The sequence below is a fragment of the Micrococcaceae bacterium Sec5.7 genome, assembly GCA_039636785.1.
Taxonomy (GTDB): domain Bacteria; phylum Actinomycetota; class Actinomycetes; order Actinomycetales; family Micrococcaceae; genus Arthrobacter.
Genome location: CP144169.1, coordinates 642,574 through 658,514, shown reverse-complemented (window position 1 = coordinate 658,514; position 15,941 = coordinate 642,574). Strand labels below are relative to the sequence as shown.

Annotated in this window: 13 protein-coding genes; 6 read left to right on the top strand and 7 right to left on the bottom strand. The window is 62.8% G+C overall.

Features of this window, described 5'->3' with window-relative positions:
* Positions 1 to 4: 4 nt before the first annotated feature.
* On the top strand, positions 5 to 877 hold the full coding sequence (locus tag V3C33_03005; GenBank protein ID XAS68308.1) for a sugar phosphate isomerase/epimerase: 873 nt from the start codon (positions 5 to 7) through the stop codon (positions 875 to 877).
* 96 nt (positions 878 to 973) lie between these two features.
* On the opposite strand, the gene V3C33_03000 is transcribed toward V3C33_03005, so the two are convergent.
* The gene (locus V3C33_03000) at positions 974 to 1,738 is read right to left on the bottom strand and encodes a type 1 glutamine amidotransferase (protein XAS68307.1); all 765 of its coding nucleotides are present in this window, start codon (positions 1,736 to 1,738) and stop codon (positions 974 to 976) included.
* Positions 1,739 to 1,768: 30 nt separating this feature from the next.
* Between V3C33_03000 and V3C33_02995 the strand changes: the two genes are divergently transcribed.
* Positions 1,769 to 2,245, top strand: coding sequence for a polyketide cyclase / dehydrase and lipid transport (locus tag V3C33_02995; protein XAS68306.1), 477 nt, complete (start codon positions 1,769 to 1,771; stop codon positions 2,243 to 2,245).
* A 36-nt stretch (positions 2,246 to 2,281) separates the two neighbouring features.
* On the opposite strand, the gene V3C33_02990 is transcribed toward V3C33_02995, so the two are convergent.
* On the bottom strand, positions 2,282 to 3,505 hold the full coding sequence (locus V3C33_02990; protein XAS69628.1) for a LuxR C-terminal-related transcriptional regulator: 1,224 nt from the start codon (positions 3,503 to 3,505) through the stop codon (positions 2,282 to 2,284).
* 230 nt (positions 3,506 to 3,735) lie between these two features.
* On the opposite strand from V3C33_02990, the gene hxlB reads away from it, so the two are divergent.
* From hxlB to V3C33_02970, 4 genes are all read left to right on the top strand, one after another.
* The gene (gene hxlB, locus V3C33_02985; GenBank protein ID XAS68305.1) at positions 3,736 to 4,317 is read left to right on the top strand and encodes a 6-phospho-3-hexuloisomerase; all 582 of its coding nucleotides are present in this window, start codon (positions 3,736 to 3,738) and stop codon (positions 4,315 to 4,317) included.
* A gap of 42 nt (positions 4,318 to 4,359) precedes the next feature.
* Entirely contained in the window at positions 4,360 to 4,983 is a 624-nt protein-coding gene (gene hxlA, locus V3C33_02980) for a 3-hexulose-6-phosphate synthase (GenBank protein ID XAS68304.1), read from the top strand.
* A gap of 86 nt (positions 4,984 to 5,069) precedes the next feature.
* Positions 5,070 to 6,611 carry a glucose-6-phosphate dehydrogenase gene (gene zwf / locus V3C33_02975; protein XAS68303.1) on the top strand — a complete coding sequence of 514 codons (1,542 nt, stop codon included), beginning with the start codon at positions 5,070 to 5,072 and terminating at the stop codon, positions 6,609 to 6,611.
* Positions 6,608 to 7,582, top strand: coding sequence for a glucose-6-phosphate dehydrogenase assembly protein OpcA (locus tag V3C33_02970; GenBank protein XAS68302.1), 975 nt, complete (start codon positions 6,608 to 6,610; stop codon positions 7,580 to 7,582). Before zwf ends, V3C33_02970 begins: the two co-directional genes overlap by 4 nt.
* 919 nt (positions 7,583 to 8,501) lie before the next feature.
* Here the strand turns inward: V3C33_02970 and V3C33_02965 are convergent.
* The 5 genes from V3C33_02965 to betA all read right to left on the bottom strand — a co-directional run bounded on the left by V3C33_02965 (position 8,502) and on the right by betA (position 15,885).
* Positions 8,502 to 9,476 carry an ABC transporter substrate-binding protein gene (locus V3C33_02965; protein XAS68301.1) on the bottom strand — a complete coding sequence of 325 codons (975 nt, stop codon included), beginning with the start codon at positions 9,474 to 9,476 and terminating at the stop codon, positions 8,502 to 8,504.
* Positions 9,477 to 9,540: 64 nt separating this feature from the next.
* Positions 9,541 to 11,574 (bottom strand): ABC transporter permease subunit, encoded by a 2,034-nt coding sequence (locus V3C33_02960; GenBank protein XAS68300.1) that lies wholly within the window; start codon positions 11,572 to 11,574, stop codon positions 9,541 to 9,543.
* Positions 11,574 to 12,611 (bottom strand): glycine betaine/L-proline ABC transporter ATP-binding protein, encoded by a 1,038-nt coding sequence (locus V3C33_02955; GenBank protein XAS68299.1) that lies wholly within the window; start codon positions 12,609 to 12,611, stop codon positions 11,574 to 11,576. The genes V3C33_02960 and V3C33_02955 overlap by 1 nt, the downstream gene beginning before the upstream one ends.
* Positions 12,608 to 14,137 (bottom strand): aldehyde dehydrogenase family protein, encoded by a 1,530-nt coding sequence (locus V3C33_02950; GenBank protein ID XAS68298.1) that lies wholly within the window; start codon positions 14,135 to 14,137, stop codon positions 12,608 to 12,610. Before V3C33_02950 ends, V3C33_02955 begins: the two co-directional genes overlap by 4 nt.
* Positions 14,134 to 15,885 carry a choline dehydrogenase gene (gene betA / locus V3C33_02945; GenBank protein XAS68297.1) on the bottom strand — a complete coding sequence of 584 codons (1,752 nt, stop codon included), beginning with the start codon at positions 15,883 to 15,885 and terminating at the stop codon, positions 14,134 to 14,136. The genes V3C33_02950 and betA overlap by 4 nt, the downstream gene beginning before the upstream one ends.
* Positions 15,886 to 15,941 lie beyond the last annotated feature (56 nt).

The window sequence follows — 15,941 nt, the reverse complement described above, 5'->3', positions numbered from 1 at the left end:
CACCATGACCTCTACGATTGCCAGCCAGCTCGCCGCCGCCCCCATCTCCTGGGGCGTGTGCGAGGCGGAAAACTGGGGCTACCAGCTTCCGGCCGAACGTGTCCTGCAGGAGATGAAGGACCTGGGCATCAGGGCTACCGAGTTCGGCCCGGTGGGATTCCTCCCCGTCGATCCGCAGCCACGCGCCGAGATGCTTCGGAGGTTTGACCTCACGGCAATCGGCGGTTTCTTCCCGTCGGTGCTGCACCAGGAGGGTAACGACCCGCTCCCGGCGATTGAGCGTGAACTTGACGCCTTTGAGGCGACCGGCGCCACGGTGCTGGTGCTCTCCGCGGACAGCGGCGCGGTCTCCTACGAGGAGAAGCAGGAGATGACGGCGCAGCAGTGGAAAACCTTTGGCATCAACCTGGAAGAAGCCGTCAGGCGGGCCTCGGACCGCGGCATCCAGGCCGTGCTGCACCCACACGTGGGAACCATGATCGAGTCCGCCGCCGCCGTCGACCGCCTGCTCAACGCCACAGGGGCCAACATCTGCCTGGATACCGGCCACCTGCTGATCGGCGGCACGGACCCGCTGGACCTGGTTCGGAAATTCGCCGCCCGGGTGGGCCACGCACATCTGAAAGACGTCAAGGCCGACCTTGCCGGGCAGGTCGGCCGCGGCGAGCTTGGATTTACCGACGGCGTCAAGGCCGGCATGTTTGTCCCACTCGGCCAGGGCGATTGCGGCATCGCCGAGATCGTGGCCGAGCTCAGGGCGGTCAACTATGGCGGCTGGTATGTCATGGAGCAGGACGCCATCCTGACTGAGGCGCCGCAGGGTGCGGGGCCGGCACTCGACGTCCGCACCTCGATCGATTTCCTGCTGGGCCTGTAGGCCGCTCCGGCTCGCCAGGAAAACGCGGGCGAAGGCGACTGGATCGCGCTCGCCGTCCAACGTCTGTGGAGGCAGCGCGGGGCCTGCCCCCGGCGTTCATCCGCCGGTCCGGCAGATCTCCACAAATGCTTTGAACGGTGCCATCCTCTCGGCGCCGGAGAGTTCAATGGCCTCCGGGTGCCACTGGACCGAAGCCACCCAGCGTTCGGGATCTTCCAGCGCTTCCACGGTTCCGTCCTCCGCAACGGCCGTCACCACCAGTCCGTCGGCTACTCTTGCTACGGCCTGGTGGTGGCCGGAAGCTATCTTCGCGGGAACGATCGGCGCAGTGCCTGTTCCTGCTCCATACAGGCCTGCCACCTTGGACCCGGCCTCGATGTCGACGGTGTGCCATGCCCACCCGGCGTTGTCGCTGCCGGCAGCGGACTCGCTGTGGACGACGGTGCCGTGGGCCATGTCCTGCACCAGGGTGCCGCCGTAAAGCACGTTGAGCAGCTGATGGCCGCGGCATATGCCCAGCAGCGGCAGGCCGGCATCGATGCTCTGCCGCGCAACGGCAACATCCAACGCATCCTGTGCCACATTGACGTCGTAGCAGACGTCACGCGGTTCCTCGCCGTACAGGTGCGGATCCAGATCCCCGCCGCCCGGAAGGATGACGCCGTCGAGCGCCGGGCCGCCATCCTGCAAATCCGCGGTCAACAGCACCGGTTCGCCACCGCCGTCGCGCACCAGCTCCACGATGTAGTCGAATAGCTCATTGGCCTCGCCCACCCTGGGATCAGGATCCGAGGAACTGCTGAGGCGGACGGGAATGCCGATGCGGGGCCGGCTGGTGGCAGGCTGGGGAGGAATCTGCATGCTCAATTCTGCACCGCCTAGGCTGGGTGGATGAACAACAGATACCTGGTGTCGCGCGGTTGTTTCATTGCCGCGTCTCCCGAAGAGATTTTCGAAGTGCTGGCAACGCCGGCGCTGCACAGCGTGATCGACGGTTCCGAAACCGTCAAGGGAGTTCAGCCCCGCGGACCGGAGCGGCTGTCCCTCGGCTCAAAGTTCGGCATGGAAATGAACATGATGGTTGAGTACAAGATCCTCAACACGGTCTGTGAATTCGAGGAAGGCCGGCTTATCGGCTGGCGGCATTTCTACGGACACGTGTGGCGTTATCTGCTGGAACCAACAACGGACGACGCCGGTACTCCCGGAACGCTGGTGACGGAACAGTGGGATGCCCGGCAGGTCCGCGGCAAGATCTACCTTCGGCTGGCAGGCTACCTCCGCCGGCACCCGGCGAGCATCGAAAAAACGCTCGCCAAGCTGGACCGGCATCTGACGGAGCACCCCAGACACTGCTGGCTAGGCTGACAGCATGAACGCCTCCGGTGGTTACATCACTCGCCGCTATCGGATGCCGGCGTCCCGTGCAAGGGTGATGGCCTCGGCGCGGGACGAGACCCCCAGTTTCCTGAACACGTTCCGGACATGGAATTTCACCGTATTTTCCGTGATGCCAAGGCCCATGGAGATGGCCCGGTTCCGTTTGCCTTCCGTCAGGAGCTGCAGGACCTGCAGCTCCCGCTGAGCCAGGTTCCAGGCATTCGCGTCGGTGGCTGGCCGGGACGGAGGGTCAAGCGGCATGACCACCGAGACGTCCGACCCCCACCCGGGAATGACGCTTACGGCCATTTTCCCGCCAAGGGCGACAACACGCTGGTTTAGCCGCTGGATGCCTGCCGCCTCGCCGGACAGCTGGCCGGACCCGTCGTCACGGACGTTGATCAGGAGGTTTTCGCCGTCGCAGTCCCACTGCACCCGGACCCTTTCAATCCGGGGCTGTTCAACCATGGCGAGGACGAGTCCTCGGACCACGGCACGGGCTGCATTTGCTATCTCTCCAGGTAGGGCTCGGCCGCCGGCCGGCGGTTCGACAAACTGGACATCGATGCCGCTGAACCGGACCAGCGGGCGGAGGTCATCCTTGAGCCGTTCAAACGCAGTGCCAACTGGCTCTTCAATCATCGATATGGTCCTGTCGCTCGCGGTCCGCAGCTGCACGAGCGCCGCAGCCGCCAGATCGGTCACAGTCCTGCGCGCCGCAGCATCGTCCAGGGCTGCCGATCTCAGGGCCGCAAGCAGAGTCTCCAGGGTCGTCGAATGCTGATCCGTCAGTTCAGCGGTGATCCGTGCACGTTCGGCCGAGGCGGCCCGGGATTCAACGAGATAAGCCGGCGGGGCCTCGGAAACCTTCTCCCTGATCCGCAGCGCCGTCAGACGCCACAGTTGCTCCAGCAGGCCAAGGCCTGCCTCGCGGTCAGCCGCCGATGTCGTGGGAAACGCCGGCTCCGTCAGGACGAGCATGGCGTTGGTTTCTGAGAGCAGTGCCAATACCGGTCTCAACTCCCCGGCAATCAGCGCCTCGCCCTCAAACGGTGCCGGATAAACCAGTACGGAACGAATGTTGTCCAGTTCCCCAATGGTGACCCGGGCAATAACTGACTCATCGCCGGCCTTCTTCTGCGGCCGGCCGGTGCATTCTTCCGTGAAGATCACCAGCGCACTGTGGCCGACATAGGGCTGCGCGGCCTTATGGAGCCGCTCAGCCATGTCCATCAGCGGCGCTGCCATCAGTCCGCTCACGGCCTCAAACCAAGGTTCGGAGCACCGCAGCACTTGAGCCAGCGGCGCGACAGAAGGGCCGTTCTTGGTGAGAGTCATGGCCACAAGCCTAGAGCGTGGGTGACGGGCTGACTACCCGAACGGGTGGGAAAAACCGTCAGGTTTGGGGGTTATCACCACCCTTTCGATCGACAAGGCTTGTTTCTGACGAGAACACACCATGACGGAAGGAGTTGGCCATGACGGAGCCAGCTGTATTGGAGCACACGGACCTGGCCGGAAACCTCGCGCTCATCACGAGCGAAATTGCCGACATCATTGACCGCCTCGATATCGGACAGGCCGAACCGCTGGTCCGCCTGATCCAGCAAGCGGACCGCATCTTCGTGGTCGGTGCCGGCCGCAGCGGCCTGGTGCTGAAAATGGCGGCGATGCGCCTGATGCATCTTGGACTGACCGTCCATGTCGTGGGCGAGTCCACTACGCCCGCCATCGGGCCGGGAGATCTTTTGATCGCAGCATCCGGATCAGGCACCACGTCCAGTGTTGTCCACGCAGCGGCCACGGCAGCACGCGTTGGGGCAAAGGTCGCGTCATACACCACGACGGCGGACGCGGCCCTCGCCAGCCTCTCCGACCGTGTTTTCATCATCCCCGCGGCCCAGAAGACAGATCATCGGGGCACGCTCTCGCGCCAGTATTCAGGAAGCCTCTTCGAGCAGGCGCTTCTGATCACCACGGAAGCAGTTTTCCAAACGGTGTGGGATCTCCATGGTGTCCCGGCCGATGAGCTGTGGCCCCGCCACGCCAACCTCGAATAAGAACCAACCACACAGACCCAACCATCAACACGAAGGAACAGCATGAAACTGCAGGTAGCTATGGACGTTCTGACCACAGAGGATGCCCTCACGCTGGCCGGGAAGGTCGCTCCGTTTGTCGACATTCTGGAGCTCGGCACGCCACTGATCAAGAACGCAGGGCTCTCGGCCGTGACCGCTGTCAAAGCGGCCTACCCGGACAAGATTGTCTTCGCTGACCTGAAGACCATGGATGCGGGCGAGCTCGAAGCCGACATTGCCTTCAAAGCCGGAGCTGATCTCGTCACCGTCCTCGGATCGGCCGACGATTCCACCATCGTCGGCGCTGTCAAGGCTGCCACGGCTCACAAGAAGGGAGTAGTGGTTGACCTGATCGGAGTCCCGGACAAGGTGACCCGAGCCAAGGAGGTCCTGGCTCTCGGCGCCAAATTCGTTGAATTCCACGCCGGCCTGGACGAGCAGGCAAAACCGGGCTACGACCTGGGCGTCCTGCTGGCCGCCGGCGAAGAAGCCCGGGTTCCCTTCTCCGTCGCCGGAGGAGTCAACATCGACACCATCGACAAGGTGCAGGCAGCGGGTGCTGATGTTGCAGTCGCCGGAGGTGCCATCTACGGTGCAGCAGATCCCGCCGCGGCAGCCAAGGCACTCAAGGCCGCTATCAAGTAGCGCTCCGGATACGGAGGGGAAGGCAGCTTCCCCTCCGTATCCGCGTCTTCCAACACACATTTCAATACCTGCCCGAAAGTTCGCTGATGATCGAAAGTGATGTACTCCAGGGCGCGGAGGCACTGTTGGTCCGAAGCGACAGACGGCTCAACAGGCTCGCAGAACCATCCGCGTTGGTGATCTTTGGCGCGACCGGGGATCTCGCCCGTAAGAAACTCATTCCTGCCGTGTACGACCTGATGAGCCGCGGCCTCCTTCCCCCGAATTTCGCCCTGGTCGGATTCGGCAGGGGTAGCTCGGGAAACGATTTATTCGCCAAGGAAGCAAGAGAGTCAATCCAGGACTATTCACGCACTCCCTTTGATGAGGACGTGTGGTTGCAGCTAGTGGCGGGTATCCGGTTTGTCCCAGGCGAATTCGACGACGACGACGCGTTCGCCCGGTTGAAAACGGTCCTTGAAGACTTGGACGCGCACCATGGCACCCAAGGCAACTATGCCTTCTACCTTTCCATCCCGCCAGTGGCGTTCCCTCTGGTCTGCCAGCAGTTATCGGACCACGGACTCGCGCAGGCTCCTCGCAGTGCATGGCGAAGGGTGGTCATTGAGAAGCCATTTGGGCATGATTTGGACTCGGCCCGGGAGCTGAACGCCATCGTCGAGGAAGTTTTTCCTGCCGATTCGGTGTTCCGTATCGATCACTATCTCGGGAAGGAGACCGTCCAGAACATCCTTGCCCTGCGGTTTGCCAACCAGATGTTCGAGCCGCTGTGGAATGCCAACTACGTCGATCATGTGCAGATCACCGTGGCAGAGGACATCGGAATCGGCGGTCGTGCAGGATACTACGACGGCGTTGGAGCCGCTCGCGATGTCATCCAGAACCACCTCCTGCAGTTGATGGCGTTGACAGCCATGGAGGAGCCGATTTCCTTTAATGCAGTTGATCTCCGGACCGAGAAAGAGAAAGTCCTGGCGGCCGTCCGGCTTCCTGGCGACCTGTCCCTCCACTGCGCCCGCGGGCAGTACACCAATGGCTGGCAGGGTGGTGAAAGGGTCAAGGGCCTGACAGACGAGGCCGGATTCGATCCGAACTCCAGGACGGAGACGTTTGCCGCTCTGCGCCTGGACATCAACACCAGGCGTTGGGCTGGTGCCCCGTTCTACTTACGCGCCGGCAAACGCATGGGCCGACGAGTCAGTGAGATCGCTGTTGTGTTCAAGAAAGTTCCCAACCTTCTGTTCCCTGACGCCGGAAACGCGTTCAGTCAGAATGTTGTTGTCGTCCGAGTGCAGCCGGATGAGGGTGTCACCATCCGCTTCGCCTCCAAGGTGCCAGGCGCACAAATGGAAGTCCGCGACGTCACCATGGATTTTGGTTATGGCCACTCGTTCACGGAGACCAGCCCCGAAGCCTACGAACGCCTCATCCTCGACGTCCTGCTCGGAGATCTGCCGTTGTTTCCCCGCCACGAGGAAGTTGAACTGTCGTGGAAGATCATCGATCCATTCGAAGCGTTCTGGGCATCGGAGGGCACTAAACCTGAGCCATACGCCCCGGGCAGTTGGGGCCCGCGGTCGGCGGACGAACTACTTGAACGTGACGGAAGGACGTGGAGAAGGCCGTGATCGTTGAGCTCCGTACGACTACAACAGAACAGATCGCCAAGACGATCCGCCGGCACCGCGCACACAACGGCGTGGGGGCCCTGAGCAGGGCGCTAACCCTCATCGTCCTGACTCGGGACGGCCACGAACAGGAAGCCATTGCGGCAGCCAGGCTTGCCGGGCGGAAATATCCGTGCAGAATTATTGCTTTCGTAGCAGGGTCAGCCGCTGCATCTGACAATCTGGACGCTCAAGTGACACCTGGGGGAGAATGCGGAGCCTCAGAAGTTATTGTGCTGCGGGCTGCCGGGGAGCTGGCACATCAAGCGGAGTCACTGATTGTGCCCTTTTTGCTTCCGGATTCACCGATCGTCGCATGGTGGCCCCAGGGCTGTGAACCGCCCATGGCCAACACTCCAGTCGGCAGGATTGCCCAGCGGCGCATTTCGGACTGTGCCGCCCTCACTAACCCCGGAACGGCCCTGGAGCAGCTCAGAAACGGCTACACCGCCGGCGACTCCGATTTTGCGTGGACACGCATAACATTCTGGCGGAACCAGCTTACGGCGGCCATGAACGGACTCAGCGGCACCCATATTCTGGACGTCACTATCACCGCAGAAGAAGGCTCTCCCAGCAGCATCCTGCTCGCTGCGTGGTTGCGCTGGGCGTTTCACGTTCCAGTGACCATGATCAACAGTCCGGGCGACTCCCAGGTTCGGAGCGTAAGAATACGAACCGCCCACTGTGACATCGAATTCCTTCGCCGGAACGACGGCAAGGCTACGCTCCGGCGGGACGGCTACGCCGACCAGCAACTGGTGATCCCCGTTCGTAGCTTGGCAGACTGTCTGGCAGAAGAACTCCGGCTGCTGCAGCCTGACCATGTGTTTGGTGACGTGGTCAGCAGCGGGCTCTTGATGGATGTCAGGTCCGTTGGGGCAGACGTTTTGTTGCTGGATGCCAGCTTCAACCTTGCCTCCGCCGTATAGCCCTTGGTCCACCGTCCGGTCGTTGGCCGGTCTGGTACACGGCCCACCGTGCCACGGTGAAGAGTTCAGCAAAAGCTCAGCTTGGCTATGCTCGCCGGCGTGGTGCAGCTGCACGAGATGGCGTTGCTGCGGCGCGGAGAGCTGTGGCTGCTTGTCCTTCAGCCGGCCTTTCGCTTTGGCGATCCTCAAAGCCAGTCGCCGGGCCCTAGGCACGTGGTCACAAGGCACCGACGAACAACTGTCTTTCGAGCATCAGGTGCCTTAGCGTCCATCGTGTATCACGCAATACAGCGGCCCCATGATCAGGCGGATCTTCGAACACCAAAGCCAGACGGGCGCTTGGGTGGCAGCCATCCTACTCAAGCTGGCGTGAGGGCTTCCGGTCCGGGCTGGACTAACCCGAAGTTCCGTTGAGACCCCAAAACTGCCTCCACGAGGACTCGCGGGCCGCCGCATATGCTTCTATGACGTCGCTTGCTGATTCGGCTTCAGTTGTGGTCAATGCATCACCCACTTCTGCCCAGCTGCGACCGGCCGAGACTGCCTCCCGGATGGCCTCTCCCATCGCCTTATCCACGGCTGTTGCGGCCCGGCAGCACTCCCGCACGGTTGCCAGCGGGTCCGGGGCGGGGCCACCCGTACCCTGAGGTTCCTACCCGACCCTTTGATGCCCAGAACGGGTCTGGTCATGCCGATCATTGGTGGCCTCCCTTGACGGCCGGACACCTCAACGATACTTCTCCATGAGTATTCGCGGCCGGGACTCATGATTAGACAGGCAAGGAGCACGCCGTTTTGCCCATCAAGACCATACGACCCCAAGACCTCGAGAAAATGCGCATTAAAGAGAACATGGCCGCCAGGCCGTGCACTCCAGCTTGTCCCCCAGCTGCGGTGCCCGGCCTGACGGCTTCGGAAGCTACTTAAGCCAGGAATCGACCACCTGGGAATGGGCGTCGACCCATTTTTTGGCTGCCGCTTCAGGCTTCATGCCGGCCTGAATGTCCGTAGCCACTGAGTTCTGGTCTTCGTTGGTCCACTTGAATGACTTCGCCAGCTGCGCGGCCGGTGAGCCGCTGTCCGCGAACTTCTTCGAGACGATTTTGTTCAGCGTGTACACCGGGTAGTCACACGCAACTTTCTCCGGATCAGCGTCGCAGCCCTGGGTCCACTTCGGAAGGTTGACCTTGGCCAGCGGGACCTCGGAAAGGAACCACTGCGGTTCATAGAAATATCCCAGCAGCGGCGTCTTGTTCTTTTCAGCGGAACGGAACGACTGGATCAGTGCCGCCTCCGAACCCGAAAACACCACCTTGTAGTTGAGGTCGAGATTCTTTACCAGGGCCTCGTCGTTGGTGACGAACGCCGGATCGCCGTCCAGCACCTGTCCCTTGCCTCCGGACTCGGACGTTTTCAGCAGTTCCGCGTACTTGTTCAGGTTCTTCCCGTCCGTGATGTCGGGGTATTTTGCCGCCATCCACGGTGCCACGTACCAGCCGATGTGGCCCTCGTTGCCGGTGGGACCGGCATCGACGGCCACCGCCTGGTCCGTAATGTACTGCTTGGCCAAGTCGTCGTGGCCCCAGTTTTCGATGATGACGTCCACTTCGCCGGACCCGAAACCCTGCCAGGAGATCTGTTCCGAAAGGTCCTTCTGGACCACGGTGCAGCCGAGTTTGTCCTTCGCCACATAGCTGTACACGGCAGCGTTGGCGGTATAGCCCACCCAGGCGTTCAGCGCCACATTAACGGTCCCGCACGCCGGGCCCGCGGAGCCTGCAGCTTCCACCTGATTGACCGATGCGCCGCCGCAGCCGCCAAGTACCAAGGCGGCGGCCACGGCTGCTGCGGCCCTGGGGATAGTACGTTTAAGCAACAGTGCAGATTTTGACATGGTTCGATCTCCTTGTTGTGGGACGGGTGTTCCTGCGGACCGGTACGGTGATCCGTCAGGGCTGTTACGTTGAAGCCGGTATTCCGGCAGGCGGTTTCCTGACAGGTGTGGCGGCGGCCGCCTGGGTCATGCGGTCCAGCAAGATGCCCAGAAAGACGATGGCCAGGCCGGCCGCGAGGCCTTTGCCGAAGAGTGAGCTTTGAACAAATCCTGCGACGACGTCGTAGCCAAGTCCGCCGGCGCCCACCAGCGCACCGACTACCACCATGGCGAGGACGTAAATCAGGCCCTGGTTGGCCGCCAGAGCAAGTGATTGCCGGGCCATGGGGAGCTGGACCTTGGTGATGACCTGCCAGGGGGTTGAACCGCTGGACACGGCTGCCTCCACCACCGTCGGGGAAATTCCGGCAATGCCGTCGGCCGTGATCTTAATAGCCACGGGGGCTGCATAGATGATGCCCGCGACGATGGCAGTGAAGCGCGTCGCTCCAAACAGCCCGAGAAAAGGAACCAAATAGACAAAGGCAGGCAACGTCTGGGCGGCATCAAGCATTGGCCGCATGGCCTGGTCCACCCTGTTGGATCTGCCCATCGCCACGCCGAAGACAATGCCCAGGACAATCACGACGACGGCGGCCACCAAAGTGCCCGCCAAGGTCACCATGGCGTCGCTCCACAAACCCAGGTAAATGATCAGAGCCAGGCAGGACGTGGTCAGTGCGGCCAGTTTCCAACTGCCGATCGCATAGGCAGCGATCGCTATGACGGCAACCAGGATGAAAAACGGTGTTTCGGTGAGCAGCGCTTGAAAAGGGTTGAGAATTCCGACGGTGACGGCCTCGCGGAATGACACGGTGAAGAAGAACAGATGGGTCTGCAGCCACTCGCTGGCAGCAGTGACTCCGTCGACAACGGCCGGGCCTATGCTGAGGTTTTTCGGAAAAGCCGCCGCCCAGAGCACCGTCCGCGACAATTGCACCAGCACGGCCGTCAGGGCAAGGGTGATAGCGAGAACGATCAGCCGGGTCCGGTGGGACATCCTGCTTCCTTGGCGCGCCCCGGGTTCCGCCCGCCGGCTGGCCGCTGTTGTGACCCGGTCCAGGACAATGGCCAGCAAAACTATCGACAGTCCGGCGTTTACGGCCGTGCCGACGTCCAGTGACTGCAGGGCGCGAATGACTATCTGGCCCAGTCCCGGAGCTGCGATCAGGGCTGCGATTGTCACCATGGACAGTGCCGCCATGGTGCTCTGGTTGATGCCCATCACGACGGTTCGCCGGGCCATCGGCAGCTGCAGCGTGCACAGCCGCTGCCAGCCGGTGGTTCCCAGCGAGTCCGAGGCTTCCCGGGTGTCCTCCGGGATGCTCCTGATGCCGTGCGCCGTCAGCCGGATCACCGGAGGCGCCGCGTAGATGACGGTGGCGATGACGGCAGACGCCGGACCGATCAGGAAGATCAGCGCCAGCGGAGCCAGATAGACAAAGGTGGGCAGTGTCTGCATGAAGTCCAGGACGGGAGTGATCACCCTTGCGACGCGTTTGCTGATTCCGGCCAGCACACCCAGGGGAATGCCGATCATCAGCGTCAACAGGACAGCCGTGATGACGAGGGCGAAGGTGTACGCGGCTTCAACGAACAGGCCCTGCAGGCCGAAGAATACGAACACGGCTGCGGTCAGCACTGCCACGCGGACATTGCCGACGGCGAAGGCGACCCAGCTCAGCAACGCAACCGTTCCCAGCCAACCCACTTCCGGCAACCGAAGGCCTGTGGGACTGGCGGCAAAAATGACGACGAAGAAGTTGGCCACGGCATCGACGGCGGCCCGGAGGGGCGTGAGCAGGTAGAGGAAGACGGGGTTGTCGCTGCGGTTTGCTGCGACCCAGGCGTTGAACTGGTTGAGGCTGCGGTGCAGTTCTGTCAGCTCGGAGGCTGGCAGCGCCAACGTGCCGGTGCCGCGGAGGAACAGGAAGCCCAGCAGCCAGAGAACGGCGGCTCCCAGCAGCAGCCAGGTGCGCCGGCTCAGCCGGCGGCGGGGCTCCGGAGCGGTGACGGTGTCTGTCCGTAGCACGGATCTGTCGCGAACGATGGTGGACATCAGGCCGCAACTTCCCGGCTGCGGAGGACTGACAGGATGCTGTCGCGGTCGATCTGGCCCAGGATCCTTCCGGCGTCGTCCGCTACCATCACCGCACACGAGGAATGCATCACTGTCGGAATGGCGTCGCGGATGATCATCGTGGAAGAAAGGACGGGAGCATCTGCGGGGGCTGCTGGCGCCACCGGTCCGGTAATCCATTTCAGTGTCAGGACGTCGGCGCGCGGGACTTCGGATACGAAATCCGCAATGTAGTCGTCTGCCGGTGATCCGACCAGGTCGTCGCCCGTGCCACATTGGACCGTCTCGCCGTTGCGCATGATCAGGATGCGGTCGCCCAGTTTGAGCGCCTCGGACAGGTCGTGGGTGACAAAGACCATGGTCTTCCCCATCTCTTTGTGCAGCCGGATGACTTCTGCCTGCATATCGCGGCGGATCAACGGATCCAAGGCGGAGAACGGTTCGTCAAACAGGATGGTGTCCGGGTCTCCGGCGAGGGCCCGGCCCAGGCCGACGCGCTGCTGCATACCGCCCGAAAGCTGGTCGGGGAAATGCCGTTCGTAACCCGTGAGCCCCACCAGGTCGATGATTTCGCGTGATCTTGCGTATCGCTCGTTCTTGGCCGCTCCCCGGATCTGCAGGCCGTAGGAAACGTTGTCCAGAACGGTGCGGTGCGGGAGGAGGCCGAAATGCTGAAACACCATGGACATCTTGCGCCGGCGCAGCTCGCGCAGTTCGGCGGTGCCTGCCTGCAGGACGTCCTTGCCATCCACCAGGACCTGACCCGACGTCGGTTCAATCAGACGGGTCAGACACCGGACCAGAGTCGACTTCCCGGAACCGGACAGTCCCATGACGACGAACACTTCGCCCTTGGCGACGTCGAAATTCATATTCCTGACCGCGGCCACGCAGCCGGTACGTTCCAGCAGCTCGGCCGAGTTCAACCCGCAGAGCTCGGGATCATTCGGTATCTTTTCACCGCCGGGCCCAAAGACCTTCCAGAGATTCCGCACTGATATTTCGGGCTTGTTCATGGCTGCTCTCCTGCCGCTGAAGGCTCGAACCAGTGGCTGGGCCCGGGGTTGATGTTCTGCCAGATATGTTTGGTCTCGCGGTATTCCGCAAGGCCCTGTATGCCCAGTTCCCGGCCGTTGCCGGACTGGCCGAAGCCGCCCCATTCCGCCTGCGGAACATAGGGGTGGTAGTCGTTAATCCAGACAGTTCCGTGGCGCAGTGCCTGCGCCACCCGCTGGGCACGCGACGCGTCGCCTGTCCACACAGCCCCCGCCAGGCCATAAATCGTGTCATTGGCCAGCCGTATGGCCTCCTGTTCGGTAGTGAAAGTCTCCACGGTCAGTACCGGTCCGAAGGACTCTTCCTGCACCACGCTCATCGCGCTGTGGCAGCCGTCGAGGATGGTGGGAGGGTAGTAGCTGCCCTGGGCCAGAGGCGCAGCGTCCGGAATGAACCCGCCGCACAGCAGCCGTGCTCCTTCGGCGATACCGGCCTGAACGTAAGCGTGCACCTTGCTGCGGTGGGCGGACGAGATCAGGGGACCTGTCTGCGCCCGGTCATCAAACGGGCCGCCGAGGCGGATTTTCTGTGCGCGCCGGGCGAGCTCCGTGACAAACTCATCGTGGATCGACTCTTCGACGATGAGCCGCGTACCAGCGGAGCAGACCTGGCCGGAATGCAGGAAGACCGCTGTCAGGGCGTTGTCAATGGCGGCTTCCCGGTCGGAGTCGGCAAACACAATGTTCGGGTTCTTGCCTCCGAGCTCGAGCGCAACGCGTTTCACTGTGGAGGCAGCGGTTGCCATGATGCGTTTGCCCGTTGCCAGCCCGCCGGTGAAGGACACCAGATCCACCCGTGGGTCAGAGCTCAGGACGGCACCGACTTCCGGGCCGGAACCGGTCACAAGATTGGCGACGCCGGCCGGAACCCCTGCCTCGCGCAGCGTGTCCATCAGCAGGATGGAAGTCGACGGCGTCAGCTCACTGGGCTTGAGGACAAAGGTGTTCCCCGCCAGCAGGGCCGGCGCAACCTTCCATGAGGCCTGAAGGAGCGGGTAGTTCCATGGTGTGATCAGGCCGCAGACTCCGACCGGGACGTGAATGATCCGGCTGATTGCCCCGGGGACCCCCGTGTCGATGACCCGTCCGGCATCCGTGCCGGCAATGCCGCCGTAGTACCGGAAGCAGGCTACGACGTCGTCGATGTCGTATTCCGCTTCGACGTACCGCTTCCCGGTATCCAGGGCCTCAGCCTTCGCATAGACCGCTTTGTCGCGTTCCAGCAGGTCGGCAGTGCGCAGCAGGATCCGTCCCCGCTCCTTTTCGCTGCTTGCCGGCCAGCCGCCGTCATCGAACGCCCGGCGTGCGCTGTCGACCGCCGCTTCGGCATCGGCTGCGATGCATTCGGCAATGTCAGCTACATGTGTCCCGTCCGCCGGGCACGTGATGACCCGGATATTTCCGCCCGCCGACTGCGCCCACCCGCCGTCCAGATAGGCGCCGCGGACCAGCCCGACCTGGCTTTCGGCAAGTTGCACGCTGTTCATGATTCTCTCCGGTTCCGTGGTGCTGTTGATTGCGCCTGCGGCGTTTCCTGATGCATGACGGTTTCCTGATGCATGGCCCCGGCCAGCTGGCTTGTGCCGTGCCGATAGAAATCCGCAGCCACAGGAGCGAGCGGGTCCTGGCCGAGAATCAGGTCTGCTGCCTTCTCTGCAAGCATCATGACCGGGGCGTAGATGTTGCCGTTGGTCACGTATGGCATGGCCGAGGCGTCGGCCACCCGCAGCCCGGAGGTGCCGTGCACCTTCATGGTGAGCGGGTCAACCACCGCCATCGGATCCGATGCCGGCCCCATTTTCGCTGTGCAGGATGGGTGAAGGGCGGTTTCCGCGTCCCGTGCCACCCATTCCAGAATCTCGGCGTCGGTCTGGACGGCGCGGCCCGGGGAAAGTTCCCCGCCGTTGAACGGGGCCATGGCGGATTGCTCCAGGATGTCGCGCGTAATGCGGATCGCTTCGACCCACTCACGCTTGTCCTGGTCAGTGGACAGATAGTTGAACAGCATCGACGGGTGCACTGCCGGATCCGTCGAGGTGATTTTGATGCTTCCCCTGGCATCCGAATACATGGGACCGATATGGACCTGGTAGCCGTGCTTTGCCGCGGCCTTTTGCCCGTCATACCGGACTGCCACGGGAAGGAAATGGAACATCAGATTCGGGTACTCAACGTCCTCATTGGAGCGGACAAACCCTCCTCCTTCAAAATGGTTGGTAGCAGCGGGGCCGGTGCGGCCCAGCAGCCACTGCAACCCGATCAGGGGATAGCGCCAGAGGCTCAGGTTCGGCTGCATGGAGACCGGCTGCGTGCAGGCGTGCTGCACATAGACCTCCAAGTGATCCTGCAGGTTTTCACCGACGCCGGGCAGATCAACAACAGGCTGGATGCCCAGGGACTTCAGGTGCGCCGGGTTGCCCACGCCTGACAGCTGCAGGAGCTGTGGGGTGTTGATGGCGCCGCCGCAGAGAACCACCTCTTTGGCGTCCACGGTGCGGAGCCGGCCGTTCCTGCGGTAGCTGACCCCGGTGGCCACGGTGCCGTTGAAGTTGATTCGAGTGACATGCGCGCGGGTGCGGACCGTGAGGTTGCTGCGGTCACGGTGCGGCCTGAGGTAGGCGCGTGACGCCGAGAGGCGCTGCCCCTTGTGGACATTGCGGTCGAAGGGGCCAAAGCCCTCCTGCCGGTATCCGTTGACGTCGTCGGTCCGGGTGTAGCCGGCCTCTGTGGCTGCCCGGAAAAACGCCTGGAACAGGGGATTGCGGGCCGGGCCCCGCTCCAGCACCAACGGGCCGTCATGTCCGCGCAGCTCATCGGCAGGATCGGCGGCCAGGGCGTTTTCCATGCGGTTGAAATACGGGAGGCAATGGGCGAAGTCCCACGTTGCCATGCCTGCGTCCGCTCCCCAGCGCTCATAATCCAGGGGGTTGCCCCGCTGGAAGATCATTCCGTTGATGGAGCTGGACCCGCCAAGCACCTTGCCACGGGCATGGGCGATCCTCCGGCCCTTCATGTGGGGTTCCGGATCTGAGCGGTACTGCCAGTCGTAGAACCTGTTGCCGCTGGGGAAAGTGAGGGCCGCCGGCATCTGAATGAACAGATCCCAGGGATAGTCGCTGCGGCCCGCTTCAAGGACCAGCACCGTGTGGGTGCCGTCGGCACTCAGGCGGTCGGCCAGGACCGATCCGGCGCTGCCCCCGCCTACAATCACGTAGTCGTAGCTTTCGTTCGTCATGGTTCAAGGTCTCCTTGGACGTGGTCTTGAAATGTCACTGTGTGATTCACACGGAT

Bases quoted from the DNA above. Each gene is read 5' to 3' on its own strand.
- V3C33_03005 (XAS68308.1), top strand. From the start codon at position 5: ATGACCTCTACGATTGCCAGCCAGCTCGCCGCCGCCCCCATCTCCTGG.
- V3C33_03000 (XAS68307.1), bottom strand. From the start codon at position 1,738: ATGCAGATTCCTCCCCAGCCTGCCACCAGCCGGCCCCGCATCGGCATT.
- V3C33_02995 (XAS68306.1), top strand. From the start codon at position 1,769: ATGAACAACAGATACCTGGTGTCGCGCGGTTGTTTCATTGCCGCGTCT.
- V3C33_02990 (XAS69628.1), bottom strand. From the start codon at position 3,505: ATGGCAGCGCCGCTGATGGACATGGCTGAGCGGCTCCATAAGGCCGCG.
- hxlB (XAS68305.1), top strand. From the start codon at position 3,736: ATGACGGAGCCAGCTGTATTGGAGCACACGGACCTGGCCGGAAACCTC.
- hxlA (XAS68304.1), top strand. From the start codon at position 4,360: ATGAAACTGCAGGTAGCTATGGACGTTCTGACCACAGAGGATGCCCTC.
- zwf (XAS68303.1), top strand. From the start codon at position 5,070: ATGATCGAAAGTGATGTACTCCAGGGCGCGGAGGCACTGTTGGTCCGA.
- V3C33_02965 (XAS68301.1), bottom strand. From the start codon at position 9,476: ATGTCAAAATCTGCACTGTTGCTTAAACGTACTATCCCCAGGGCCGCA.
- V3C33_02960 (XAS68300.1), bottom strand. From the start codon at position 11,574: ATGTCCACCATCGTTCGCGACAGATCCGTGCTACGGACAGACACCGTC.
- V3C33_02955 (XAS68299.1), bottom strand. From the start codon at position 12,611: ATGAACAAGCCCGAAATATCAGTGCGGAATCTCTGGAAGGTCTTTGGG.
- V3C33_02950 (XAS68298.1), bottom strand. From the start codon at position 14,137: ATGAACAGCGTGCAACTTGCCGAAAGCCAGGTCGGGCTGGTCCGCGGC.
- betA (XAS68297.1), bottom strand. From the start codon at position 15,885: ATGACGAACGAAAGCTACGACTACGTGATTGTAGGCGGGGGCAGCGCC.